The sequence below is a fragment of the Youhaiella tibetensis genome, from assembly GCF_008000755.1.
Taxonomy (GTDB): Bacteria; Pseudomonadota; Alphaproteobacteria; order Rhizobiales; family Devosiaceae; genus Paradevosia; species Paradevosia tibetensis.
This window is the reverse complement of record NZ_CP041690.1, coordinates 4,194,081-4,218,066: the sequence shown is the minus strand read 5'-3', so window position 1 is coordinate 4,218,066 and position 23,986 is coordinate 4,194,081. Positions and strand designations below refer to the sequence as shown.

Genomic DNA, 23,986 nt, shown 5'->3' with positions numbered 1-23,986 from the left:
GAGTGTGGCCTTGCGGTCATTGAGCCCCGCGGCTCCTCCCACTATGTCTTGGGATACTTGGTATCCGGAGCTGCCCCAACATGTTCGAGGCTCTCAACCGCCTGTTTTCCAAAAGCGAAACAGGCCACGATCTTCATGACCCGCGTCTGTCGGTGGCGGCGCTGCTCGTCCACCTGGCGGCGATCGACGGCTCGTTCAAGGATGAGGAGCGCCAGGCCATCAAGGCGGCGTTGCAGGATTACTACGACCTGGACGAGAGCGAGGTCGAAAAGCTCATTGCCGAGGCCCTGCGCCGGGATGCCGACGCGGTGGATTTCTACCAGTTCACCTCAGGGCTCTCCTCGCTCGAGGACGACGAGCGCATCGAGATCGTGCGCATGATGTGGCAGGTGGTGTTCGCGGACAACAAGAACCACGAGCTCGAGGACAATATGGTCTGGCGCATCGCCGAGCTCATCGGGGTCTCCACCCGCGACCGCAACATCCTGCGCAACCAGATGGCCCGCAAGGCCGAATAGGGGCCGTTCGGCCCCCATCTTTTCCGTGCCTGGGAAAAAAGTCCCGCGACCCCGGCTCTCGCGCTGGTGACGGCGATCGGGGGCGTTTTCTCATGAAGCCGATCGGCTCGTGCGGGCTTCCAGAGGTCCTCGATATGCGTCCCGGGCCTTCCCGAGGCAGACTCTTCCCCGGCGAAGGCCGGGGGGCCAGGGTCACGCCCGGTGACCGCGGCTCCCCGCCTGACGCCAGCCCTTATGCTGCGATGGCGTTGCCCGGCACGATCTTGGTGACGGTGCCCTTTTCGACGCCCTCGCCGTCGCGATAGCCGATGCGGCCGGGCTCGATATCGATCTGCCAGTCGGCGCTTGGGCCACCCTCCCAATCGACATGGTAGCCGGTCGGGGTCACCGCCCAACGGCCGGTGCGGCGTCCCCCGTTGGGGGCCAGCATGGCGGCCGCGCCGTCGGCGCCGTAATGCACCGCCGCTTCGACGCCATTGCCGAGATCGAGATAATGGGTGGAGCCGCGCAGCAGCGCCTCGAGAATCGAATTGTCGTGAACAATCATTGGAAAGCCTCGTGTTTCCTGGGGTTTTGCGATAATAGTCAAGTAACTTGACGAGCTAATAGAGCGGAACTCGAAATTGGTCAAGAAGCTTGACGATGCCCGCAGCATTGATCATATCGGCCTGCATCTCTGGCGCGCGGCGCAGCATTGGCGCGATCGCATGCGCCGGGAAATGGCGGCGCGCGGCTTTCCCTGGCATCTGGAGGCGCGCGGGGAGGTGCTGGGGCATGTGGGACCGAACGGGGTGTCGCAGGCAGCCCTGCCCGAGCGCATGGGGCTTTCCAAGCAGGCCGTGCAGCAATTGCTCGACCAGCTCGAGGCCGATGGCGTGGTGACCCGCGTCACCGACCCGGCCGACAAGCGCCTGCGGCGGGTGGAACTGACGGGGCTGGGGCTGTTCGACCTGGTCGAGCGCAATGCCATCAAGCGCGAAATCGAAAACGAATACAAAGACATCCTCGGTCCAGAGCTCTTCGCCCAGATGGAGCGCGCCCTGCGCATCCTCAATGAGAAGACCGCCACCGGCAGCCCGGCGCCCTGACCCGATCCGATCTCTTGACCCGCCCCCTGGGGCCGCTCCCATAAACGCGAGAATCATCGAACCGGAAGGGTGATTCCATGACGTTCAAAGATCGCCACTACAGCCCCTCGGAGGCCGCCGACCTGCTCGGCGTCTCGGTGAAGGCCCTGCGCCTCTACGAGGAAAAGGGATTTCTGGCGCCGCTGCGCAGCGCCACGGGCTGGCGCGCCTATGGGCCCGAGGACATGGCAAGGGCCCGCGACATCGTCGCCCTGCGCGCCCTCGGCCTCAGCCTTGCCCAGATCGGGCGCGTTCTCGCCCGGGACGAAGCGGAAATGACGCGCGTGCTCGCTGGGCACCAGGCCGCGCTCGAAGGGCGAATCGCCCAGCTCACCTCGGCGCTGGCGCAGGTGGGGGCGATGCGCTCGGCCCTTGGGGCCGGCAAGGCGCCCGCCGTGAGCGAGCTGGCCGCGCTTGCCGTGCCCGCCGCCGCGCCGGCCGTGGCGTTCGACCTGCCCTGGCCCTGGGATGGCGAGCGCTTCGCGCTTGAGCGCGTCGCCTCGCTCACCTTCATCGTCGGGCCCCTCTTCAGCGGCAAGACCCGGCTGGCGCGCCGGCTTTCCGAAACCTTGGCCGGCGCGGCCTTCCTCGGGCTCGAGCGTCTCGCCGGGGATGGCGCCGACTTCAGGGCAGGGCTCGCGGGCGATGTGGCGCTGGCCGCAAGGGTCGCCCGGGCGCAGGAGTGGATCGTCGAGGACGGCGGCGCCGCCTCGGACGCGCTCCTGGCGCTCCTCGTCGCGCTCGAAGCGCCGGACCCGGCCATTCTCGTCATCGACATGATCGAGGACGGGCTCGATCCGGGCACGCAGGCGGCGCTGGTGGCGCATCTGCGCCGGCGCGGGCCGCAGGCCAAGCCGGTCTTCTGCCTCACGCGCTCCAGCGCCATTCTGGACCTGGCGGCCGTCACGCCGGCCGAGGCGGTGCTTTTCTGCCCGGCCAACCACAATCCGCCGATGCTGGTCACGCCCTATCCGGGTGCACCGGGTTACGAGGGCGTCGCCTCGTGCCTGGGTTCGCCCGGGCAGCGGGCGCGCACGGCCGGGGTCATCGCCTACCGGCCCAATGGCGGGGAGGAGCAGCGCGCCTAGCGCTTCCAGGCCTCGAACTTGCCCACGATCTCGGGGTCCTTGTCGCAATCGAAGTCGCCGGCCTTGTCGTCGGCGGCCTTGCGGGCGAGTTCGTTGGCATCGGCATTGGCCTTGGCGTCCACCCAGGCGATCTGGCAGGTGCCCTCTTCGGAAATCCTCGTCACCACCAGCACCTGGCGCTTCTTCTGGGCCTCGTTCTCGTCGTCATCGAGCAGGTAGCGCACGATGGTGGCGAAAGGCTTCCAGCCGCCGGTGACGTTGGAGACGCGCCACTCGATGGTGGGGGCGAGGGTATTGAAAGGCGGCAGCGTCTGGGAGGCGGCCTTGGCCTCGGGGGCGCCGAACCCGTAGCTCACCATGAAGCGCAGGTCGCCCTCGGCGACGAACATGGGGATGCCCTTGTAGCCGGGGCAGGCATACTGGGCTCCGAAATCGTCGGCATCGAGCACGGTGCACTGGTCGAGGTCGAGTTCGGTATAGGCCGAATCATATTGGGCGGCGCCGGCCGGGGCGGCCAGCACGGCGAAGGCGAAAGCCAGGGGCAGCAGGGCAGGGGGCGTCGTAAAGGTCATCGCGGCGTTCCTCTCGCGGGGCTGTTGGCCGGGCAATATGGCTTGCATTCGTGACCTCACATAGGCAAAAAGCCCGCACCTCCTCCCTAAGACGAGCCCGCCATGAATATCGATGCCATTGCCATCGGCAAGAACCCGCCCGACGACCTGAACGTGATCATCGAAGTCCCGATCGGCGGCGAGCCGATCAAGTACGAGATGGACAAGGATTCGGGGGCGCTGTTCGTCGATCGCTTCCTCTATACGCCCATGCGCTACCCGGGCAATTACGGGTTCGTGCCCCATACGCTCTGCGGCGATGGCGATCCGCTCGACGTGCTGATCATGAATTCGCGCCCGATCATCCCGGGGGGCGTCGTGCGCTGCCGTCCGATCGGCGTGCTGCTGATGGAAGACGATGGCGGGCAGGACGAAAAGATCCTGGCGGTGCCAGTCTCCAAGCTCACCAAGGTCTATGACGACGTCAAGACCATTGCTGACATGCCGGCCATCGAGGTCGAGCGCGTCAAGCACTTCTTCACCCACTACAAGGATCTCGAGCCCGGCAAGTGGGCCAAGATCCGCGGCGTCGGCGATGTCGAGGAAGCGCGCAAGGTCGTGCTCGATTCCATCGAACGCGCCAAGGCCGCCAAGTAGCGCCCTGCTGCCATGACCGGGCCGGGGCAGATCGTAATCCTCAACGGCGCCCCGCGCTCGGGCAAATCTTCCATCGCCCGGGCCATGCAGGCCGGATTTACCGGCATCTGGATGAATATCGGGGTCGATGGCGCCATGCGCCAGACGCCCGAAAGGCTGCTGCCCGGCATCGGCCTGCGGCCGGGCGGGGAACGCCCCGATCTCGAGCCGCATCTTCCCGGCCTTTACGGCGCGCTTTACGAAGCCATCGCCGCCCATTCGCGGGCAGGCTTTAACGTGGTGGCGGACCTGGGGCACCACGATTCCTATTCGCGCCCGCTCGGCATCCTGCCGGCCATGGCGCGGCGGCTGGCCGGGTTCGAGGTGCTGTTCGTGGGCATCCGCTGCCCGCTCGAGGTCAACCTGGCCCGCCGGTTCGACAGCGCCGGCCAGCAGATCTATTCGACCGATCCGGACATCATCGCCCGCTGGGAAAAGGCCGTCCACGATCCGGGTATCTACGATCTCGAGCTGGATACGGGCGAGCTGACGGCCGAGGCCTGCGCGCAGCGCATCGCGGCAGCCTTGCGCGAAAAGCCGGCCAATCCCGCCTTCACCCGCCTCGCCGCTCAGGGATAGCCGGCATGGGGCGCCTCGACGCGCGCCGCATAGATCCTGCCGGTCGGCGGCTCGTCGCGCCTGGCCACCACCCCTGTCCAGTCGGCCGCGACCATGAAGAGCGTGCGCCCGTCCGCCCCGCCCAGCATGGTGGCAAAACAGAAACGGTCGAGTTCGATCCGCTCGAGGATCCTGCCGCCTTCCTCCACCCGCACGGCTCGCGGGCCCAGCGAGGTCCAGACCGCGCCTTCTTCATCAAGGCATATGCCGTCCGGTCCGCCATCCTCGAACTGCGCCCAGAGCCGGGCCTGGCCGAGCGAGCCGTCGGGGGCGATGTCGAAGGCGGTGAGGCGCCTCGAAAAGGATTCCGCGCAGATCAGCGTCCGGCCGTCCGGCGTGATGGCCATGCCGTTGGGAAAAGCCAGGCCTTCGGCGACGCGCCGCACCGTGCTGCCCTGCACCAGGGCGATGAAGCCGGGCTGGAATTCGCCGCCGGGAAAATCGAAGTTGACGTTGTTGATATAAATGTCCCCGCCCGGGGCCACCACGATCTCGTTGCAGCCATGGGGCGAGAGCGTGGACAGGTCGGCAAGCGTGGCGAAGCCGCCATCCGCCCCGCGCACCTGTAAGCGGTTGTGCCGGGCATTGACCACCAGCAGCCGTCCGTCGGGCAGCCAGTCGATGGAGAAGGGCAGGGAGGCAATCTCGGCCACCATCTGCTTCTCGCCGCCCTCCTCGAGCGTAAAGAGCCGTTCGGCAACCCAGTCGGCGACCCAGAGCCGCCCCTCGTGCCAGCGCGGCGATTCCCCCAGATAAAGACCATCGGCAAGCAGTCTGACGCCCCGGGCCATTCCCCGCTCCTTCTCGCAAAACCGTCTTGCACCAATGTCGCGCGAGGGGCCGCGATTTCGACAGGGCGAGCGAGAAAGATGTCTGGCGGCGCAGGCCGGGTCCAGGGTTTGCTCGGCACGAACAGCTGAGGAGTGGCCCCTCTCAAGCGCTACCGGCGTTCGGCCAGCAGCGCCTCCAGCACCCGCCGCTGTTCGGGCTTGGTCGCTTCATTGTCTCCAGCCAGCACGATCATCGCCTTCCAGATGCCCCAGCCGCGCGCCCGTGCCCACATGGCCTCATCGGCGCCCACTTCGTCCTCGAAGGCCCTGCGGCTCTCGCCGTCCAGCAGCGTCCAGGCCAGCACCAGGTCGCAGGCAGGATCGCCGACGGCGCAGCAGCCGAAATCGAGCACGGCCTTGAGGTTTCCCTCCGCATCGAGCAGCAAATTGCCCGGCGCGATATCACCATGCACCCAGACCGGCTTGCCGGCGAAAGTCGATGCCAGGGCCTCATCGAGTATCGCTTTCGCCGTTGCGGTATCGATCCGTCCTTCGAGGGCCGCCAGCGCCGCACGCGCCTCGTCCGCATAGATCTCCAACGGCCCGCCCCGCCAGAAATTATGCGTTCCCGGCGGCGGTCCGCCGGCCGTACCGATCGCCTGCAGCGCCCTGAGAAAAGCGCCGACGCCCCTGGCCAGCGCCACCCTGTCGGCGGGTTGGCGCTGCATGGCGGTTTCACCCTCGATCCATTCATAAACGGCCCAGCGCCACGGATAGTCCTGCGCCGGCTCGCCCACCGCCAGCGGCACCGGGACGGGCAGCGGCAATTGCGGGGCCAGGCGCGGCAGCCAGGAAAATTCCTTGTCGGTCTGCTCGGCATAGCCCGAAGCGCTCGGCAGCCGCACCTTCATGGTGTCGCCAAGGTGAAAAGTGAAATTGTCCCAGCCGCTCGAGGCGACGGGCCTGATCGCGAGATCGGCCCATTGCGGAAACTGCGTCCGCACGAGCCGCTCGACCAGAGCGGTATCGACCGGAAATTTATCGGACATGTTTTGAATCCGGGCTCCCCAAAACGGAGCCGCGACCCTCGCCGCGTTTGCGACCGCTGGCAACCGCCGCCCGGCAACACTCGCGCGCAAAACGCATATTTCGTCGGGCCGAAAAGCTTTCAAATTTTACCGATTCACCCTGACCTGGCTGTGGTGTGGCGCCAAGGTGTCCGGGCGTCTAGGCTGCGTTTTCATCCGGGGGCAACATGAAGACGCTAGCCAACATCATTCTCATCGCGGTCCAGTGGTTGCTGATATTGGCGGGCGTGCTCACCCTCTACCTCACCGCAAAGCTCTATGGATGGTCAACGCAATTGCCCGCCCTTCCCGATGGGGCGCGCGACTCTTTTGTGCTGCCGGTTGTCGAGCGGGTCGCCGTGGGCGTTTCCGTTGGTCTTTGTGCGATAGGGCTCGGTGCCGGGCTTTTCTATCTGCGACACCTGTTCCTCCTCGGGCAGCGCCCGTCGCGCTGAGAAACGAAAGAGCCCGGGTTTCCCCGGGCCCCAAAAGTCCAGTCAAGGCGAATGCCTTGTCAGCCCATGTGGGCCAGCACGGCCAGCAGCAGCAGGGCGACGATGTTGGTAATCTTGATCATCGGGTTCACTGCCGGGCCGGCGGTATCCTTGTAGGGATCGCCGACGGTGTCGCCGGTGACCGAGGCCTTGTGGGCGTCCGAGCCCTTGTAGTGGGTGACCCCGGCGCTGTCGGTGAAGCCGTCCTCGAAGCTCTTCTTGGCATTGTCCCAGGCGCCGCCGCCGGCGGTCATGGAGACGGCCACGAACAGCCCGGTGACGATGACGCCCATCAGCATGGCCCCCAGGGCCGCAAAGCCTTCGTCGCGCCCGGCGATCCAGAAGATCACCACGAAGACGACGATGGGCGAGAGCACCGGGAGCAGCGACGGGACGATCATTTCCTTGATCGCGGCGCGGGTCAGCATGTCCACCGCCTTGCCGTAGTCGGGCTTGTCGGTGCCGGCCATGATCCCCGGCTTTTCCTTGAACTGGCGGCGCACTTCGACCACCACCGACTGGGCGGCGCGTCCGACGGCCGTCATGGCCATGCCGCCGAAGAGGAAGGGCAGGAGCCCCCCGAAGAGCAGGCCCACCACCACATAGGGGTTGGCCAGCGAGAAGTTGACCGCCTGCATACCGTAGAAGAACGTGCCCTCCACCGCCGTGGCGACGAAGAACTGCAGGTCCTGGGTATAGGCGGCGAAGAGCACCAGGGCGCCCAGGCCGGCCGAACCGATGGCATAGCCCTTGGTCACGGCCTTGGTGGTGTTGCCCACCGCGTCGAGCGCGTCGGTATTATGGCGCACTTCCTTGTCGAGGCCCGCCATTTCGGCAATGCCGCCGGCATTGTCGGTGACGGGGCCGAAGGCGTCGAGCGCCACGATCATGCCGGCCAGCGCCAGCATGGTCGCCACCGCGAAGGCGATGCCGAAAAGGCCGGCCAGGTTATAGGTCACGATGATGCCGGCGATGATGACTAGCGCCGGAAGCGCGGTGGATTCGAGGCTGACCGCCAGGCCCTGGATGACGTTGGTGCCGTGGCCGGTGACCGAGGCATTGGCGATCGAATTCACCGGGCGCCGGCCCGTGCCGGTATAGTATTCGGTGATGACGATGATGAGCCCGGTGATGACGAGGCCGGTCACCCCGCACCAGAAGAGGCTCCAGGGCGTAAAGGCCTTGGCCTCGTTGCCCAGCGCCACGTCGAGCCCGCCGAAGACCAGCATCAGCACCGGCAGCAGCACGATCAGCGAGAGCACGCCGGTGGCGAGAACGCCCTTGTAGAGCGCGCCCATGATGTTGTTGGAGGCGCCCAGCCGCACGAAATAGGTGCCGATGATCGAGGTCACCACGCACGCGCCGCCGATGGCGAGCGGCAGCACCATGCCCATGAGCTTATAGGCATCCGGCAACACGATGGCCGCCAGCACCATGGTGGCGACGATGGTCACCACATAGGTCTCGAAAAGGTCGGCGGCCATGCCGGCGCAGTCCCCGACATTGTCGCCCACGTTGTCGGCGATGGTCGCCGGGTTGCGCGGGTCGTCCTCGGGAATGCCGGCCTCGACCTTGCCCACCATGTCGCCGCCGACATCGGCACCCTTGGTGAAGATGCCGCCGCCCAGACGAGCGAAGATCGAGATGAGCGAGGCGCCGAACGAGAGCGCCACCAGGGAATCGATCACCGTGCGGCTCGTCGGTTCGAAGCCGAACGCTCCGGTCAGAATCATGAAATAGACCGTGACGCCCAGAAGCCCGAGGCCCGCCACCAGCATGCCGGTGACGGCGCCGGACTTGAAGGCGAGGTCGAGCCCGCCGGCCAGCGACTTGGTCGCGGCCTGGGCCACGCGCACATTGGCGCGCACGGAAACGTTCATGCCGATGAAGCCGGCCGCGCCCGAAAGCACCGCGCCGATCAGGAAACCGATGGCCGAATAGACGCCCAAAAGCAGCCAGGCGAGAATGAAGATGACGACGCCGACAATGCCGATGGTCGTATACTGGCGCTTGAGATACGCCTGAGCACCCTCACGGACGGCAGCCGAAATCTCCTGCATGCGGGCGGAACCCGCATCGGCAGCCAACAGACCTCGCGTCGTCACAATACCGTACAGAATAGAAAGGCCGCCGCAAACGACGGTCAGCCAGAGTACCAGGCTCATAAAATCCCCTCCCAGGAATGGTGAAAGGGGCCGTTCCGAGATTTTCGGACGAAATTCCTCCAATGTCGTTCCGAAAAGCGCGGCCCTCAACGACCCCGAAACAGAACAGGGAGAGGGTAAGCGGGTTTTTTCGAACTAGGCAATTGATTTTGCGCGCAAAGGGGTGCGGGCGCGGGTTTACCTGTGCGCGAGCGCCTCGAGGCGTGCGGTCAGGGCCGTCGCCTCGCCCTTGACCAGCACGGTCTTGAGCCGGGCCGTTTCCCCGCTCTCGAGCGTCACCGAACTCCTGGAGAGGCCCAGCGCCCGCGCCAGGAGCGCGATCACGGCGGCATTGGCCTTGCCCTTGTCGGGCACGGCCTTGACCCTTACGCGCAGCACCTGGGTGCCGTCGTCGCGGCTCTCCCCGCCCTCTATCGCATCGGTTCCGGCATTTGGCGTGACGCGCAGGGAGACGAGCAGGCCGCCCTTCGCCTCACGCCAGAACGGCATCAGAACACGTAGGGATAGATGTAGTGGGCGATGATCTGCTGGATGAAGATGATGATGAGGAACAGAATGATCGGGGAGATGTCGAGCCCCGAAAAATTCGGCATCACCCGGCGGATCGGCCCGAGCACCGGTTCGGTCAGGGCGTTGAGCACGCGCCAGACGGTGGCGACGAATTCGTTGCGGGTGTTGATGACGTTGAAGCTGATCAGCCAGCTCATGATGATCATCGCGATGACGATCCACCAGTAGAGCTGCAGGACGACCAGGATCACATCCAGAAGCGCGCGCATTCAAAATTCCTCCAAAAGCGAACGATATCTAGTGGCTGGAGGCGTTTGGGGCAAGGCGAGGCGGGCGCGGCTCCCGCAAAAAACAGCGAAACCCGCCGGGTCGCACCAGCGGGTTCCGTGTGACTGACATCCGGTACGCAAGACATGAAGCCGGATCGACCCCGGAATTGCACGAAGCGTGCCAAGTCGCCGGAAGGCGGGAAAGCCTGGGGCGGCGGCCCGGCACCGCCTGCCGCGCGTTGCGGAATGCAAGCGGGCGCTTGCAAAATGCGAGGCGTTTCGCGGTTCGCCCGGTTCTCAACATGCCGTTATCGCGGGGTCGCCAAGCGGGCGCGGCGCATGCGGATTTTACCCCGTCGGCCGGGAGTTTCGCACCGGTTTTCCCCCGAAACGGCAGGGCAAGGGGCCTGTCATATTATTGCGGAACAAATCAGCTTAACCTCACGTTCAGTATCTGATGAAGGAGGGGAGCCGTCATGAAAGATACTCACGTGCTCACGCGGCACAGCGATATCCAGAACTGGGTGAGTGCCCGCAACGGTTTGCCGGCGATCGCCAAGGTTCGCAACCACCTCGGAATGGAACAATCCCAGCTGCACCTGCGGTTCAGCCGTCCGCGCCGGACCCCGGTCACCACGCCGAGCCTGGACGACGGGATGAGCCCGTGCTCCTGGTCGGCCTGGCTGGCCGAACTCGACCGCCAGCACCTGGCGCTGCGGGTTTCGACCAATGCCAGCAATTACGAGCTGGTCGACCGCAAGGACCTGCACTAGGGGCCGGGCCAGGGTTAACGGGCAGTTAGCGCGTTTCTCCGGGCTTTGGCCAACTCGACCGTCGCGCCCGCTGCTGCCACCATGATTTGCGCAGGCAATCGGAGGCGGCAGTGGGTCATATTCTTTCCAGACACAGCGATATCCGCCGCTGGGCGATCGCCCATGCGGGCCGGCCGCGCTTCAGCGCCGGGATGGATGCCAGCGGACGCCCGCAGCGCCAGCTCCAGATCACCTTCGACGGCCGGCCCGCCAAGAGCGCGCACGACTGGGAGGAATGGCTCAACGAACTGGACCGGCAGAACCTGGCGCTCAACGTGCTCGACGATGCCGGGGTGGGGAGCGACTTCGAGTTCGTCAAGCGCGAGCGGTAGCGGTGACGATTTCTCTCGCCGGGGCGGCCAACGGGTGTAAGCTTGTCGCCATGTAATCCAGCGTGATGGAGCTCGTCTTGTCCCTGATACTGACCGACCCTGCCGAAATTCGCACCTGGGCCGAGGCCCGCTCGGGCCAGCCGGCCCTGGCCGAACTGCCCTCCGGGAGCCGGACCAAGATCATTTTGCAGATCGTTTTCGACCAGTACCTGCTCAATTCAGGCGAGGCGCAGGAGCAGGATCGTCCCGGCGGGCTGGACCTGGTGTCCTGGGACGAGTGGATCGCCGAGCTCGAAAAGCAGGGGCTGGGCCTGCGCGTTCCGGACGACGTGCCGGGGAGCCTGGACAATACCTACGAGTTCGTCTCGCTGGCGGACAACCCGATGGACTGAAAGAAAACGGCCCCGAGCGGGGCCGTTTCGCATTGATGGGTCTGGCGTCTGGCCGGGCTCAGTATTGCGGCCACTGGCGGATGTCGACGAACCGGCCCGCCACGGCGGCGGCGGCGGCCATGGCCGGCGACACCAGGTGGGTGCGGCCCTTGAAGCCCTGGCGGCCCTCGAAATTGCGGTTCGAGGTCGAAGCGCAGCGTTCCTGGGGCTTGAGCTTGTCGGCATTCATGGCCAGGCACATCGAGCAGCCCGGCTCGCGCCAGTCGAAACCGGCTTCCTTGAAGATCTTGTCCAGGCCCTCGGCTTCCGCCTGTTCCTTGACCAGGCCCGAGCCCGGCACCACCATGGCGTTGACGCCCTCGCGCACCTTGTGGCCCTTGAGGACCGCGGCGGCGGCGCGCAGGTCTTCGATGCGGCCATTGGTGCACGAGCCCAGGAACACGCGCTCGATTTCGATATCGGTGATCCTGGTACCGGGCTTGAGGCCCATGTATTCGAGCGCCCGCCACTTGGAGGCGCGCTTGTTGGCGTCCTCGATCTCGTCGGGGTTGGGCACCACGCCATTGACCGAGATCACGTCCTCGGGCGAGGAGCCCCAGGAGACGATCGGGGGCAGCTTGGCGGCGTCGAGCACCACCGTGCGGTCGAAATGGGCGCCTTCATCGGAGAACAGCGTCTTCCAATAGGCGACGGCCTGGTCGTAGGCGGCGCCCTGGGGGGCGCGCGGGCGGCCCCTCACGTATTCGAAGGTTTTTTCGTCCGGGGCGATGAGGCCGGCGCGGGCGCCGCCTTCGATGGTCATGTTGCAGACCGTCATGCGGCCTTCCATCGAGAGCGAGCGGATGGCTTCGCCGGCGAATTCGATGACGTGGCCGTTGCCGCCCGCCGTGCCGATCTCGCCGATGATGGCCAGGATGATGTCCTTGGCGGTGACGCCGGGGGGCAGTTGCCCGTCCACGCGCACCAGCATGTTCTTGGCCTTCTGCTGGATCAGCGTCTGGGTGGCGAGCACGTGCTCGACTTCCGAGGTGCCGATGCCGTGGGCCAGGGCGCCGAACGCGCCGTGCGTGGAGGTATGGCTGTCGCCGCACACGATGGTCATGCCGGGCAGGGTGAAGCCCTGCTCGGGGCCGACGATGTGGACGATGCCCTGACGCTTGTCGAGTTCGTCATAATACTCGACGCCGAAATCCTTGGCGTTCTGGGCCAGGGTCGCCACCTGCAGCGCGCTTTCGGGATCGTCGATACCGTTGCGGCGGTCGGTGGTGGGCACGTTGTGGTCGACAACCGCAAGGGTACGCTCGGGAGCGCGGACCTTGCGGCCATTAATGCGAAGGCCCTCGAACGCTTGCGGGCTGGTGACTTCATGCACCAGGTGACGGTCGATATAGAGGAGGCCGGTGCCGTCCTCGTTGGTGCCGACCAGGTGGTCGTCCCAGATCTTGTCGTATAGCGTCCTGCTCTTGCTCATCGGCGAGATACCTAAGGCCTTTCGATTTGGCTTGCGCGGGAGGTTCTATGCCGCTGCCCACGTAGAATCAAGAATATGGTGGCTTCACGTTAATGCAAGGGCGCCCCGGGCCCCGGGCGTCCAGTCGGGCGCAGTTTCGCTGCGACCAAAGAAGGGTAGCCCGGTCCTCGACTTTTGATGGCCGTCCTAGCACTGTGCGCAGGCGAGTCGTGGGAGCGGTCTATGCTGGGTGCAGACAAGTCCGGGTCGAAGGGCCCGGTCACCGAATTGAAGGCGGGCCAGGGCGCGCCGGCCTTCCAAACTTTCCTCAAAGCGGCGCTGGGCGCCACCGATCCTGACGATCTGGCGGCGTTCTCGCAGCCGGACCTGGAGACGGTGCTGGCCGATACCCATCGCCTGCTGGCCCAGGCGGGCAATCCCGATCCGCTGGTGGCGGTGGGCGAACCGGTCGAGCTGGGCCGGCGCGTCGTCACCCCGGTCGTGGTGATTTCGAGCGACAAGCCCTTCATCGTCGATTCCGTGCTGGCCGCGATCCGCGCCCGGGGCGGGCAGGTGCGGCTGGTCAGCCATCCGATCATCGGCAAGGGCAAGGGCGCCACGAGCGTCCTCACCGTGCTTGTCGAACCGATGGGCGAGGCCGAGCGGGGCGCGCTGGCCGGGGAAATCGAAACGGCCATGGGCGAGGTCGCCCATGCGGTGGCCGACTGGCCGGCCATGCTCGCCCGGCTCGACGAGGCCATTGCCGGGCTCGGCGCCGCCAAGGCGTCGGCCGAGCGCGAGGAGGCGCTGGCCTTCCTCGATTGGCTCAAGGACAACAATTTCACCCTCCTGGGCATGCGCGACTACGCGCTCGAGGACGGCGTGCTGGTGCCGCTGCCGCCGACCGGGCTGGGTATCCTGCGCGATCCGGCCTACCGGTTCCTGCGCTCGGGCGCCGAATTCGTCGAGATGACGCCCCAGCACAAGGCCTTCCTCAAGGCTTCCGGGCCGCTCATGGTGACCAAGGCCAATGTGCGTTCGCGCGTCCATCGGCGCAGCCACATGGACTATATCGGGGTCAAGCTCTTCGGCGCCGACGGGCGGGTCGCGGGCGAGCTGCGAATCCTGGGGCTATTCACCTCCCATGCGCTCAGCCAGGCCCATGCCAGCGTGCCGCTCATCCGGCGCAAGATCGAGGACGTGGTGCGCCGCGCCGGGCTCGATCCGCAGGGTCATGCCGGCAAGACGCTGCTGCATTCGCTCGAGAGCTATCCGCGCGACGAGCTGTTCCAGGTCGGGGTGGACGAGCTCACCGAATTCGCCACCGATATCGCCGCGCTCGGCGACCGTCCGCGCGTGCGGGTGCTGCCGCGCATCGACCCGTTCGACAATTTCGTCTCCATTCTCCTCTACATGCCGCGCGAGCGCTACGATTCGGACAATCGCGCCCGCATCGGGGAATATCTGGCCGGCGCCTATGGCGGGCGCGTCTCGGCCTGGTATCCGCGCTTCCTCGATGGCGACCTGGTGCGCGTGCACTTCATCATCGGGCGCGAGGCCGGCAAGACCCCGCGTCCCGACCGGCACAAGCTCGAGGCCGACATCACCGCGCTCTCGCGCGATTTCGGCGACCGTCTGATGGCCGAGGCGGCCGATCCGGCCATTGCCGCGCCCTATCGCGAAGCCTTTTCGCCGGCCTATCAGTCGCACAGCTCGCCGGCCCAGGCGCTCGCCGATATCGGGGTGTTCCAGACCCTGGGCGATGACAGCGCCCTGGCGGTGGCGTTCTCGGCGGCCCAGCTCGCCGATGGCGCGCTCGGGCTCAAGCTCTATCACCGGGGCAGCCCCATCCCGCTCTCGGACCGCGTGCCGATGCTGGAGAATTTCGGCTTCAAGGTCATCGACGAGCGCACCTATACGGTCAAGGCCACCGACGGGGTGGGCCGGTTCATCCACGACATGGTGCTGGCGCCCGCCGATGGCGGCACGGTGGACCTTTCCCGGCTGGGCCGGGAACTCGAGGCCGGGCTCCTTGCCGTCTGGGACGGAGCAGCCGAGAGCGACCGGTTCAACGCCCTGACGCTGAGCGCCGGGCTTGCCTGGCCGGACGTTGCCATCCTGCGGGCCCTGGCGCGCTACCTGCGCCAGCTCAACATCACCTATTCCCACGCCTATCTCGCCGAGGTGCTGGCGGCCCAGCCGGGCGCGGCGCAGCACCTGGTGGGGCTCTTCCATGCCCTGCACGACCCGGCCAGCAAAAGCCGCGAGAAACTGGCCGCGGCGGCGCGCGCCGGCATTGCCGAGGCGCTCGATGCCACCACCTCGCTCGATGAGGAACGCATCATCGAGCGCTTCGCCAACCTGGTCGAGGCGAGCCTGCGCACCAATGCCTATCAGCGCGACGGGCAGGGGGCGCGCCGGCCGGCGCTGGCGATCAAGTTCGATTGCGCGGCGGTCGAGGGCATGCCCGCCCCGCGCCCCTATCGCGAGATCTTCGTCTATTCGCCGCGCGTGGAAGGCGTGCACCTGCGGTTCGGCGCCATCGCGCGCGGCGGCATCCGCTGGTCGGACCGTCCCGAGGATTTCCGCACCGAGGTGCTGGGTCTGGTCAAGGCGCAGCAGGTCAAGAACGCGGTCATCGTGCCGGTGGGGGCCAAGGGCGGGTTCGTGCCCAAGCGCCTCGCCAAGGGCGCGGCGCGCGAGGTCGTCCAGGCCGAGGGCACGGCGTGCTACAAGGTCTTCATCGGCTCGCTCCTCGACATCACCGACAATCTCGAGGGCGATGCGGTCATCGCGCCCCAGGGCGTCATCCGGCGCGACGGCGACGACCCCTATCTCGTGGTGGCGGCCGACAAGGGCACGGCGAGTTTTTCCGATACCGCCAACGCCATCGCCATCGAACGCCATTTCTGGCTGGGCGACGCCTTCGCCTCGGGCGGCTCGGCGGGCTATGACCACAAGAAGATGGCCATCACGGCGCGCGGCGCCTGGGAAGCGGTCAAGCGCCACTTCCGCGAGATGGATCGCGACATCCAGAAGGAACCGTTCACGGTCGTGGGCGTGGGCGACATGTCGGGCGACGTCTTCGGCAACGGCATGCTGCTGTCGCGCCAGACGCGGCTGGTCGCCGCGTTCGACCATCGCGACATCTTCATCGATCCCCAGCCCGACGCGGCGGCGAGCTATGCCGAGCGCAAGCGGCTCTTCGGCCTGCCGCGTTCGAGCTGGCAGGATTACGATAAGGCCAGGATCTCGGCCGGTGGCGGGGTCTATTCGCGTTCGGCCAAGTCGATCCCGCTGTCGCCCGAGGCGCGCAAGGCGCTGGGGGTGACGGCTTCCGCGCTCACCCCGGCCGAAGTGATGACGGCCATCCTCAAGGCGGATGTGGACCTGCTCTGGTTCGGCGGCATCGGCACCTATGTGCGCGCCTCGGGCGAAAGCGATGCCGAGGCGGGCGACCGCGCCAATGACGCCATCCGCATTACCGGGCGCGATATCCGCGCCAAGGTGGCGGGTGAGGGGGCCAACCTGGCCATGACGCAGCGCGGGCGCATCGAATATGCGCTCAATGGCGGGCGGCTCAATACCGACGCCATCGACAATTCGGCCGGCGTCAATTCCTCGGACCTCGAGGTCAACATCAAGATCGCGCTGGGCACGCTGGTGCGCTCGGGCGTGTTCGATACCGAGGGCCGCAACGCGTTCCTGGTGCAGATGACGCCCGAAGTAGCCGAGTTGTGCCTGCGCAACAATTACCTGCAGACCCTGGCCCTCTCGCTCACCGAGCGGCGGGGCATGGCCGAGTTCCCCGACCACCGCGAGCTGATGCTCTCGCTCGAGCGCGAGGGCCACCTCAACCGGGCCGTCGAGTTCCTGCCGTCCAACGCGGTGCTGGCCGAACGCGAGCTGGCCAACCGGCCGTTGACCCGGCCGGAGCTGGCGGTGCTGCTGGCCTATGCCAAGATCACGCTCTACGAGGATCTGCTGGCTTCCGCCGTGCCCGACGATGCCTATCTCGGCAAGGAGCTCTACCGCTACTTCCCGGAAACGCTCAACGTCACCTATCCGGAGGCGGTGCTCGGCCACCGGCTGCGGCGCGAGGTCATCGCCACGGTGCTGGCCAATGCCATGATCAACCGTGGCGGGCCGGCCTATGTGCGCCAGATGATGGATGCCTCGAGCGCCACGGCGGCCGAGGTTGCCTTCGCCTATGCGGCGGCGCGCGATGCCTATGGGCTGCCCGATCTGAATGCCGAGATCGACGGGCAGGACGGGCGTATCGAGGGGGCGACGCAACTGGCGCTCTATGCCGAGGTCGAGGCGCTGCTGCGCCGGGAAAGCCTGTGGTTCCTGCGCAATGCGAGCTTTGCGGGTGGACTGGCGCCGCTGGTCGAGCGCTACCGGGCGGGCGTGGACGAGCTGCGCCTGGCGCTGCCGGCCCTGCTGCCGCCGGTCCTCAAGGCCAAGGTGGCGGCCAAGGCCGAGGCGTTCCGCGCCGGCGGAGCGCCCAAGGGCCTCGCCGAGCGCATCGCGGCGCTTTCCACGCTCTCGTTCTCGACCGACATCATCTTTACGGCGGAACGGAACGGGGTGGCTCCGGTCGAGGCGGCACGGGCCTTCTTCGGGGTGCTCGAGCTCTTCGACCTGGGCGACGTGCTGCTGCGCACCCGCGACCTCGTGCTGGCCGACCGGTTCGACCGCATGGCGCTCGACCGGGCCAACGCCAATCTCTGGCGCGCCCTGCGCGACCTTTCGGCCGACGTGCTCTCGGACAGCCGCGGCATCGAGGCCTACCGCCAGCGCCGCGCCGACGCCGTCGGGCGCACCGCCAAGGCCGTGGCCGACATCACCCAGGGCGACCTCACGGTCTCCCGCCTCTCGGTCGCCGCCGGCCTCCTCTCCGACCTCGCCAGCGGCACGTAAGCGGCTCGCCGCACCCTTTCTGGGTATAGCCAGCCCCGGAACGGTGAGGCAGAGATTTAGCCAGCAGGTCTCCCTCCCCCTTGTGGGGAGGGAACAAGGGTGGGGGAAACCGCGGACTCGGTGCCCCTGGCTCACCCCCGCCCTCAATCCCTCCCCACAAGGGGTAGGGAGGCGGTGCTGCACCTTCCCGCTCTTTCCCCACCACGGAACTTCCCCGGGCGAAGACCGGGCCCGTTGCCCGCTCCACCCGAGTAGCGCCATCCGTGCGCCCCCGCTCTGCGGCCGGCAAGATCGAGGCCGTGGTGAGGATTGCGGCTGTAGCCGCCACCCGGCCAGCAGATTTCTCCGCCCCAGTGAGCCCCAACCCCCATGCCTGAAAACAAAAAAGCCGCGCGACCCTGGGGACGCGCGGCGATCGATGTTGGCTCGAAAAGCGGCCTAGTGCCGGAAATGGCGCATGCCGGTGAAGACCATGGCGATGCCGGCATCGTCGGCGGCCTTGATGACGTCCTCGTCGCGGATCGAGCCGCCCGGCTGGATCACGGCGGTGGCGCCGGCCTCGACCGCGGCCAGGAGGCCGTCGGCGAAGGGGAAGAAGGCGTCCGAGGCCACGGCGGAGCCCTTGGTCAGGCTCTCGGTGATCCCGGCGGCTTCGGCGGCATCCTGGGCCTTTCGCGAGGCAATGCGGCTCGAATCGACCCGGCTCATCTGCCCGGCGCCGATGCCGACCGTGGCACCCTCGCGGACATAGACGATGGCGTTGGACTTGACATGCTTGGCCACCTTGGCGGCCAGCTTGAGATCCACCAGTTCCTGGGTCGTCGGCTGCTTTTTCGTCACGACCCTGAACTCGGTGTCGTCGACATTCTTGTTGTCGCGCGTCTGGACGAGGAGCCCGCCGGCGACCGTGCGCACGGTCAGGCCCGCCGCCTTGGGGTCGGCGAGGCCACCGGTGAGCAGCAGGCGCAGGTTCTTCTTGGCCGCGATGATGTCGATGGCCTCCTGGGTGGCGGCAGGAGCCACGATCACCTCGGTGAAGACCTTGACGATCTCCTCGGCCGCCCTGGCGTCGATCTCGCGGTTGATGGCGACGATGCCGCCGAAGGCGCTGACCGGATCGGTGCGCAGGGCGAGCTTATAGGCATCGACCACATTGTCCGCCACCGCCACGCCGCAGGGATTGGCGTGCTTGATGATGGCGACGGCCGCGCTCTCGCTGGGGTCGAATTCGGAGACCAGCTCGAAGGCGGCATCGGTGTCGTTGATGTTGTTGTAGGAGAGGGTCTTGCCCTGCACCTGGGTGGCGGTCGAAACGCCGGGGCGCGGCTCGCCGGTGGTGTAGAAGCCCGCCCATTGGTGCGGATTTTCGCCATAGCGCATGACTTCGCGCAACGTGCCGGCAAAGCTGCGATAGGGGATGTCCTGGTAGTCGATTTCCCGGGCGAACCAGGTCGAGATCGCCGTGTCATAGGCGGCGGTGCGGGCATAGGCCTTGGCGGCGAGGCGCTGGCGCAGCGCATAGGGCACCCCGCCCTCGGCGCGGATGGCGGCGATCACCGCGCCATAGTCGGCCGGATCGACGATGACGGTCACGAAGGCGTGGTTCTTGGCGGCCGAGCGGATCATGGCCGGCCCCCCGATATCGATGTTTTCGATCGTCGTATCGTAGTCGGCGCCTTTGGCGACGGTGGCTTCGAAGGGGTAGAGGTTGACCACCACCAGGTCGATCGGGGCGATGGCGTGGGCCTCCATGGCCGCCTTGTGCTCGGGGTTGTCGCGCACCGCCAGCAGGCCGCCATGGACCTTGGGGTGCAGCGTCTTGACGCGGCCGTCCATCATCTCGGGGAAGCCGGTAAGGTCGGAGATCTCGCGCACCTTGACGCCGGCATCGGCGATCAGCTTGTGGGTGCCGCCGGTCGAAACCAGCTCGACCCCGAGGGAGGCCAGGTCCCTGGCGAATTCGGCCATCCCCGCCTTGTCGGAAACCGAAAGCAAAGCCCTTCCGATTTTGACCACGTCGTCCATCGTCACCACCGCCGAAATTTTTCTGGGAAATTCTGCGGGCTCGCTACCACGTCGGGGCGGCAATGTGAACCGGGATCAGTCTTCCTCGAGGGTGAAAATCCAGGCGATCTCGTGTCCGGCCTCGACCTGGGCCTCCAGAACGATCTGCTGGGTGCGGTGGAGGCCGAAATAGGCCGACTGGCGCACGCTTTCCTCCTCGCGCATTTCGGCCCCTTCCCAGAGGAAGGTCCAAGTTGTGCCGTTGGCGAGATAGACGCGGGCGATGTTCTCGCTGGTGCCGTGCCAGACCTCGGCGCCGGGCGCGAGGTGGAAGCGCAGCGTCACCACGCCCGAGACGGTTTCTCCCGAAGCCACGGCCTTGTCCTGGCCGACGAGGGTCTTGCCCTCGTTGAGGAGGGTCATGCGCCGCTCGAGCACCACGCCGAATGGCGCCTCGTAGCCGGCGGTGGCGAGGGTGAGGGCGGGTTCGTCCGTTTCGAGGGTGGCCGCAATCGGCTCGGCCCGTGCCCGCAGGCGACCGGAAAGGGCGCCTTTTTCGGGCAAGTCGTCGGCCGACTCGGCGTTGATGGTCGGGCCGGTATGGGCGATGCCGCGGCGGAAGAGCGGCTTGCTGTCGGGCAGTTCGGCCGGGGCCGGGCCGCAATTGCCGACGATGAGTTCGGTGCCGTAGGAGAATTCGAAGGCCAGCGGGCTCGAGGCCGCTTCGCCCGCAAAGGGCAGGTCGGGCACCAGGCCCGCATCGGCGATGACGGTGGCGGGGCCGGCTTCCAGCCGCCCGTAGCCCGAGAACAGGCGGCTGCCGATGGCGCGCTGCCGCTCGGGGCTCTGGGCCTGCACCGAGACCAGGAGGTCATGGGCGATCTGCCCGGTACCATGGAAATAGGCCGGCTCCCCCGAGCCCAGGGTCAGGGCGTCGAGGCCGCCATGCATGGCGTCCACGCGCGTGCCGAGCTCGCGGGCGATATCGGCGTGGTCGCGCACCAGCGCGGCGCGGATGGTGGCCAGTTCCACCAGCAGGGCGAGCTGGATGCGGGCGCTGCGCGAAAGGTGGATGCCGTCGGCGTCGATCTGGCTGTCGAGCACCTGGATGAGGCGCGTAGCGTATTTTTCGATCTCGCCGCGGCCTTCCTTGTCGCAGAGGGCGGCGCCGACAAGGGCGGCGGCCACCAGGGCGCGCTCGTGCGGCTCGGTGACGAAGCGGGCGCGCACCCGGAGCGACTGCACCTGCGTGCCCAGGGCGCGGGCGATGCTGGCGGCCTGTTCGGGCGTGGCGCCTTCGGTCAGCAGCGGATAGTGGCGCAGCCAGTTGAGCACGCGCTGGGCGGTGAGGCCGGGGGCCCAGGTTTCGGCGTCGAACTGGCCTTCGCGCCCGATCCAGTCGAGCACGAGGGTGCGCGCGAAGCGCTTGGAGCCGTCATCGCGGATCTCGCGGAAATGGCGCAGCCAGGCGAAGCCGTGCAGCACCTGCAGCCAGTCCTCGCTATCGACCTCGATGGAAAAGGGAGACGTGCCTTGCGTGTCCACCAGCTTGGAAGCCAGCAGATAGCGCCCCTGCATCATGTCGATGACGGTTTCGGCATCGGCTGGCCGGAATTCTGGCAATGAACCGGCGAAGGCGTCCTCGGATAGCCCCTGCCAGGTCCAGCGCAATAGCGGCATGGTCACCGCATAGTCGATGGCCCCGAAGGTCCAGCGCCATGCGAGGAACCGAATCACACTTAACAAATACGCGCCCTCTCAGAGCCCGACCGGCGAATCTAGCGCTCAGGCGTAGAGAACCGGTAAAGACTTTCCAACCCCTATCCGCCGGTCCGGCGGAAACGTGCGACAAAAAACCCGTCCAGGGCGCCTTCGACGCCTTCGGGCATCGGCAATCCGGGATGCAGGCGCACCGTGCCGTCGGCCAGCGCGGCCGGCCCGAGCCAGCCCAGTTCTTCGGGCGTGACGGGTAGGAGTTCGAGGTCCTTGAGGTGCCCTGCGACCCAACGCACCTGGTCCTCGCCCTCCTGCGGCTCGAGCGAACACACGCAATAGACAAGAACTCCGCCCGGATTGAGGCAGCGGGCGGCGTTGGCGAGGAGCTGGCGCTGCAGCGCCACGCGGCTCTCGACGTCCTTGTCGGTGCGGTGCCAGATGACCTCGGGATGGCGCCGGAAGGTGCCGGTGGCGGTGCAGGGGGCGTCGAGCAGGATGGCGTCGAACGGCGCAGGCGGGCGGAAGTCGGCGGCGTCGCCGATGGCGATCCGGGCGGCATAGCCCAGGCGCGAAAGATTGGCGTTGAGCCGTTCGACCCGCGCCGGGTCGGCGTCGAGCGCGGTCACGTCATAGCCGGCCTTGACCAGTTGGGCGGTCTTGCCGCCCGGGGCGGCGCAGAAATCGGCGACGCTGGCGCCCGGGGCGAGCGTGATCAGGCGGGCAGGCACGGCGGCGGCGGCGTCCTGCACCCACCAGCGGCCCTCGTCATAGCCGAAAAGGCCCTCGACCGGCTTGTCGCGGCTGGCGATGCGCACGGTGTCGAAGCCAAGCGGGGTGGCGCCCAGGGCCTCGATGAGCTCGGGATCGTTGTCCTTGAGCGTCAGGTCGAGCGGAGCGCCCTCGAGCAGGGCCTGGGCGAAGCGGTCGAGATTGTCCTCGCCATAGGCCCGGCTCCAGAACTCGCGGATGGCGGGCGGGAACAGCAGGTCGTCGCTCATGGCCGAAAGGCGGGCGGAATTGGCCTGGGCCCGGCGCAGCACCGCGTTCATCAGGCCCGAGAGATGGCGCGCCCTGGGGTCGGCCTTGACCGCTTCGACCGCGAGGAACAGGGCGCTGTGGGCGCCCAGGTCCGGCAGGAACAGCAACTGGGCCAGCGAGAGGCGCAGCACGGCTTCGAAGCTGCCCGACTTCTTGGGCATGCCGCGATCGAGCAGTTCGCTCAGCGCCATGTCGATCTGGCCGTGACGGCGCAGCGCCGTGGTGACGAGGCGATTGGCCAGGGCCCGGTCGCGGCTGTCGGCGATCTCGCCGGCGCCGAAGGGCGAAAAATTGTTGCCGCCCAAAACGAGCGCCAGCCGCTCGGCGGCAAGGAGGCGGAGCTTGAGCCCCGGCGGGTTCTTTTCTTTGGGCAAAATCGGTTAACCCCAGGGTCCGCGAGGCGGCCCGTTGCGGCTGCCCGTGTCATCGAGCCGCCCGGTGGGCGGTACGCGCCAGCCGCCGCGCACCGGATCGGACGAGCGCTCGTGCGGCTGGGGCCGGCGGCCCTTGTCGTCCACCTGCATCGATTCGGCAAGTTTGCGCAGGGCATCGATGCGGTTGCCGGTATCGGGGTGGGTCGAGAACAGGTTGTCCATGCGGGCCCCCGAGAGCGGGTTGATGATGTAGAGATGGGCCATGGCCGGGTTGCGCTCGGCGCCGACATTGACGGTGCGCGGGGCGGCGGTGGCGATCTTGGAGAGCGCCGAGGCCAGGGCCAGCGGATCGCCCGAGATGCGGGCGCCGTCCCGGTCGGCTTCGTATTCGCGGGTGCGGCTGATGGCCATCTGCACCAGCATGGCGGCGAGCGGGGCCACCAGCACCGCCAGCAGCGTGCCGATGCCGCCGAGCGGATTGTCGCGGTTGTTGTTGCCGCCACCGAAGAAGAGGCCGAACTGGGCCAGCATCGAGATGGCGCCGGCCACGGTCGCGGTGATGACCATGGTGAGCGTGTCGCGATTGCGGATATGGGCCAGTTCGTGGGCGATGACCCCCGCCACTTCGCGCGGTTCGAGCCGCTGGAGCAGCCCGGTCGAGACGGCCACGGCGGCGTTCTGCGGGTTGCGGCCGGTGGCGAAGGCGTTGGGCTGGTCGGTGTGGATGAGGTAGATGGCGGGCGTGGGCAGGCCCGCGTTGCGGGCCAGCCCCTCGACCATGTTGTAGAGGTCGGGCGCCGAACGAGGGTCGACGGGCTGGGCGTTCTGCATGCGCAGCACCATCTTGTCGGCGTTCCAGTAGCCGAACAGGTTGGTGACCACGGCCACCCCCAGGGCGATCATCATGCCGCTCGAGCCCCCGATGAGGTAACCCACCCCCATGAAGAGGGCGGTGAGGGCGGCGAGAAGGACACCGGTGCGAACTGCGTTGAGCATTTGACCTCGACTTGGAGAAAACTCCCCAATTATGATGGTCGTTGCCTGCCCTGCATACAAGAGCGGGCTGTTCCAG

At 67.1% G+C, this 23,986-nt stretch carries 22 protein-coding genes; 10 read left to right on the top strand and 12 right to left on the bottom strand.

The genetic code is table 11. From position 1 onward, the window contains the following. Positions 1 to 80: 80 nt before the first annotated feature. Complete coding sequence (locus FNA67_RS20655) at positions 81 to 518, top strand: tellurite resistance TerB family protein (RefSeq protein WP_049706946.1); 438 nt, start codon at positions 81 to 83, stop codon at positions 516 to 518. A gap of 232 nt (positions 519 to 750) precedes the next feature. Here FNA67_RS20655 and FNA67_RS20650 read toward each other — a convergent pair whose 3' ends face one another. Further along, positions 751 to 1,065 (bottom strand): hypothetical protein, encoded by a 315-nt coding sequence (locus FNA67_RS20650; protein ID WP_049706945.1) that lies wholly within the window; start codon positions 1,063 to 1,065, stop codon positions 751 to 753. Between the two features lie 76 nt (positions 1,066 to 1,141). Here FNA67_RS20650 and FNA67_RS20645 point away from each other — a divergent pair, with 76 nt between their 5' ends. Beyond that, on the top strand, positions 1,142 to 1,606 hold the full coding sequence (locus tag FNA67_RS20645; protein ID WP_049706944.1) for a MarR family winged helix-turn-helix transcriptional regulator: 465 nt from the start codon (positions 1,142 to 1,144) through the stop codon (positions 1,604 to 1,606). Between the two features lie 77 nt (positions 1,607 to 1,683). Continuing rightward, positions 1,684 to 2,733, top strand: a complete 1,050-nt coding sequence (locus FNA67_RS20640) for a MerR family transcriptional regulator (protein WP_147657992.1) — start codon at positions 1,684 to 1,686, stop codon at positions 2,731 to 2,733. Here the strand turns inward: FNA67_RS20640 and FNA67_RS20635 are convergent. Beyond that, entirely contained in the window at positions 2,730 to 3,305 is a 576-nt protein-coding gene (locus tag FNA67_RS20635) for a hypothetical protein (RefSeq protein ID WP_049706942.1), read from the bottom strand. The two genes, FNA67_RS20640 and FNA67_RS20635, sit on opposite strands and share 4 nt — an antisense overlap. A 102-nt stretch (positions 3,306 to 3,407) precedes the next feature. On the opposite strand from FNA67_RS20635, the gene ppa reads away from it, so the two are divergent. Together ppa and FNA67_RS20625 are read left to right on the top strand one after the other, a co-directional pair. Next, entirely contained in the window at positions 3,408 to 3,941 is a 534-nt protein-coding gene (gene ppa, locus FNA67_RS20630) for an inorganic diphosphatase (RefSeq protein ID WP_049706941.1), read from the top strand. A gap of 12 nt (positions 3,942 to 3,953) precedes the next feature. Further along, a complete protein-coding gene (locus tag FNA67_RS20625; protein WP_147657991.1) occupies positions 3,954 to 4,559 on the top strand; it encodes a chloramphenicol phosphotransferase CPT family protein in 606 nt (201 codons plus the stop codon). On the opposite strand, the gene FNA67_RS20620 is transcribed toward FNA67_RS20625, so the two are convergent. Continuing rightward, positions 4,550 to 5,389, bottom strand: coding sequence for an SMP-30/gluconolactonase/LRE family protein (locus FNA67_RS20620; protein ID WP_147657990.1), 840 nt, complete (start codon positions 5,387 to 5,389; stop codon positions 4,550 to 4,552). The two genes, FNA67_RS20625 and FNA67_RS20620, sit on opposite strands and share 10 nt — an antisense overlap. A 149-nt stretch (positions 5,390 to 5,538) precedes the next feature. Next, complete coding sequence (locus tag FNA67_RS20615) at positions 5,539 to 6,417, bottom strand: aminoglycoside phosphotransferase family protein (RefSeq protein ID WP_147657989.1); 879 nt, start codon at positions 6,415 to 6,417, stop codon at positions 5,539 to 5,541. Positions 6,418 to 6,623: 206 nt separating this feature from the next. Between FNA67_RS20615 and FNA67_RS20610 the strand changes: the two genes are divergently transcribed. Further along, positions 6,624 to 6,890 carry a hypothetical protein gene (locus FNA67_RS20610; RefSeq protein WP_147657988.1) on the top strand — a complete coding sequence of 89 codons (267 nt, stop codon included), beginning with the start codon at positions 6,624 to 6,626 and terminating at the stop codon, positions 6,888 to 6,890. Between the two features lie 59 nt (positions 6,891 to 6,949). Here the strand turns inward: FNA67_RS20610 and FNA67_RS20605 are convergent, their stop codons facing one another. The 3 genes from FNA67_RS20605 to FNA67_RS20595 all read right to left on the bottom strand — a co-directional run bounded on the left by FNA67_RS20605 (position 6,950) and on the right by FNA67_RS20595 (position 9,873). Then, positions 6,950 to 9,094 carry a sodium-translocating pyrophosphatase gene (locus FNA67_RS20605; RefSeq protein WP_147657987.1) on the bottom strand — a complete coding sequence of 715 codons (2,145 nt, stop codon included), beginning with the start codon at positions 9,092 to 9,094 and terminating at the stop codon, positions 6,950 to 6,952. 177 nt (positions 9,095 to 9,271) lie between these two features. Then, positions 9,272 to 9,583, bottom strand: a complete 312-nt coding sequence (locus FNA67_RS20600; protein WP_147657986.1) for a DUF167 family protein — start codon at positions 9,581 to 9,583, stop codon at positions 9,272 to 9,274. Next, on the bottom strand, positions 9,583 to 9,873 hold the full coding sequence (locus FNA67_RS20595; RefSeq protein ID WP_035037256.1) for a YggT family protein: 291 nt from the start codon (positions 9,871 to 9,873) through the stop codon (positions 9,583 to 9,585). The genes FNA67_RS20600 and FNA67_RS20595 overlap by 1 nt, the downstream gene beginning before the upstream one ends. A 476-nt stretch (positions 9,874 to 10,349) precedes the next feature. Here FNA67_RS20595 and FNA67_RS20590 point away from each other — a divergent pair, with 476 nt between their 5' ends. The 3 genes from FNA67_RS20590 (at position 10,350) to FNA67_RS20580 (ending at position 11,409) form a co-directional block, all read left to right on the top strand. Then, a complete protein-coding gene (locus tag FNA67_RS20590) occupies positions 10,350 to 10,646 on the top strand; it encodes a hypothetical protein (protein WP_049706935.1) in 297 nt (98 codons plus the stop codon). Positions 10,647 to 10,756: 110 nt separating this feature from the next. Continuing rightward, positions 10,757 to 11,017: a hypothetical protein gene (locus FNA67_RS20585; RefSeq protein WP_049706934.1), complete on the top strand. Its 261-nt coding sequence runs from the start codon at positions 10,757 to 10,759 to the stop codon at positions 11,015 to 11,017. Between the two features lie 77 nt (positions 11,018 to 11,094). Then, entirely contained in the window at positions 11,095 to 11,409 is a 315-nt protein-coding gene (locus tag FNA67_RS20580) for a hypothetical protein (RefSeq protein ID WP_049706933.1), read from the top strand. A gap of 58 nt (positions 11,410 to 11,467) precedes the next feature. Here FNA67_RS20580 and leuC read toward each other — a convergent pair whose 3' ends face one another. Further along, a complete protein-coding gene (gene leuC / locus FNA67_RS20575; protein WP_049706932.1) occupies positions 11,468 to 12,880 on the bottom strand; it encodes a 3-isopropylmalate dehydratase large subunit in 1,413 nt (470 codons plus the stop codon). 222 nt (positions 12,881 to 13,102) lie between these two features. Here leuC and FNA67_RS20570 point away from each other — a divergent pair, with 222 nt between their 5' ends. Continuing rightward, positions 13,103 to 17,782, top strand: coding sequence for an NAD-glutamate dehydrogenase (locus FNA67_RS20570; RefSeq protein ID WP_147657985.1), 4,680 nt, complete (start codon positions 13,103 to 13,105; stop codon positions 17,780 to 17,782). A 438-nt stretch (positions 17,783 to 18,220) separates the two neighbouring features. On the opposite strand, the gene purH is transcribed toward FNA67_RS20570, so the two are convergent. The 4 genes from purH to htpX form a co-directional block, all read right to left on the bottom strand. Continuing rightward, positions 18,221 to 19,807, bottom strand: a complete 1,587-nt coding sequence (gene purH / locus FNA67_RS20565; RefSeq protein WP_147657984.1) for a bifunctional phosphoribosylaminoimidazolecarboxamide formyltransferase/IMP cyclohydrolase — start codon at positions 19,805 to 19,807, stop codon at positions 18,221 to 18,223. 75 nt (positions 19,808 to 19,882) lie between these two features. Beyond that, positions 19,883 to 21,523, bottom strand: a complete 1,641-nt coding sequence (locus tag FNA67_RS20560; RefSeq protein ID WP_244616717.1) for a heparinase II/III family protein — start codon at positions 21,521 to 21,523, stop codon at positions 19,883 to 19,885. An 83-nt stretch (positions 21,524 to 21,606) separates the two neighbouring features. Next, the gene (locus FNA67_RS20555) at positions 21,607 to 22,914 is read right to left on the bottom strand and encodes an RsmB/NOP family class I SAM-dependent RNA methyltransferase (protein WP_147657982.1); all 1,308 of its coding nucleotides are present in this window, start codon (positions 22,912 to 22,914) and stop codon (positions 21,607 to 21,609) included. A 6-nt stretch (positions 22,915 to 22,920) separates the two neighbouring features. After that, a complete protein-coding gene (gene htpX, locus FNA67_RS20550) occupies positions 22,921 to 23,910 on the bottom strand; it encodes a zinc metalloprotease HtpX (protein ID WP_147657981.1) in 990 nt (329 codons plus the stop codon). Positions 23,911 to 23,986 lie beyond the last annotated feature (76 nt).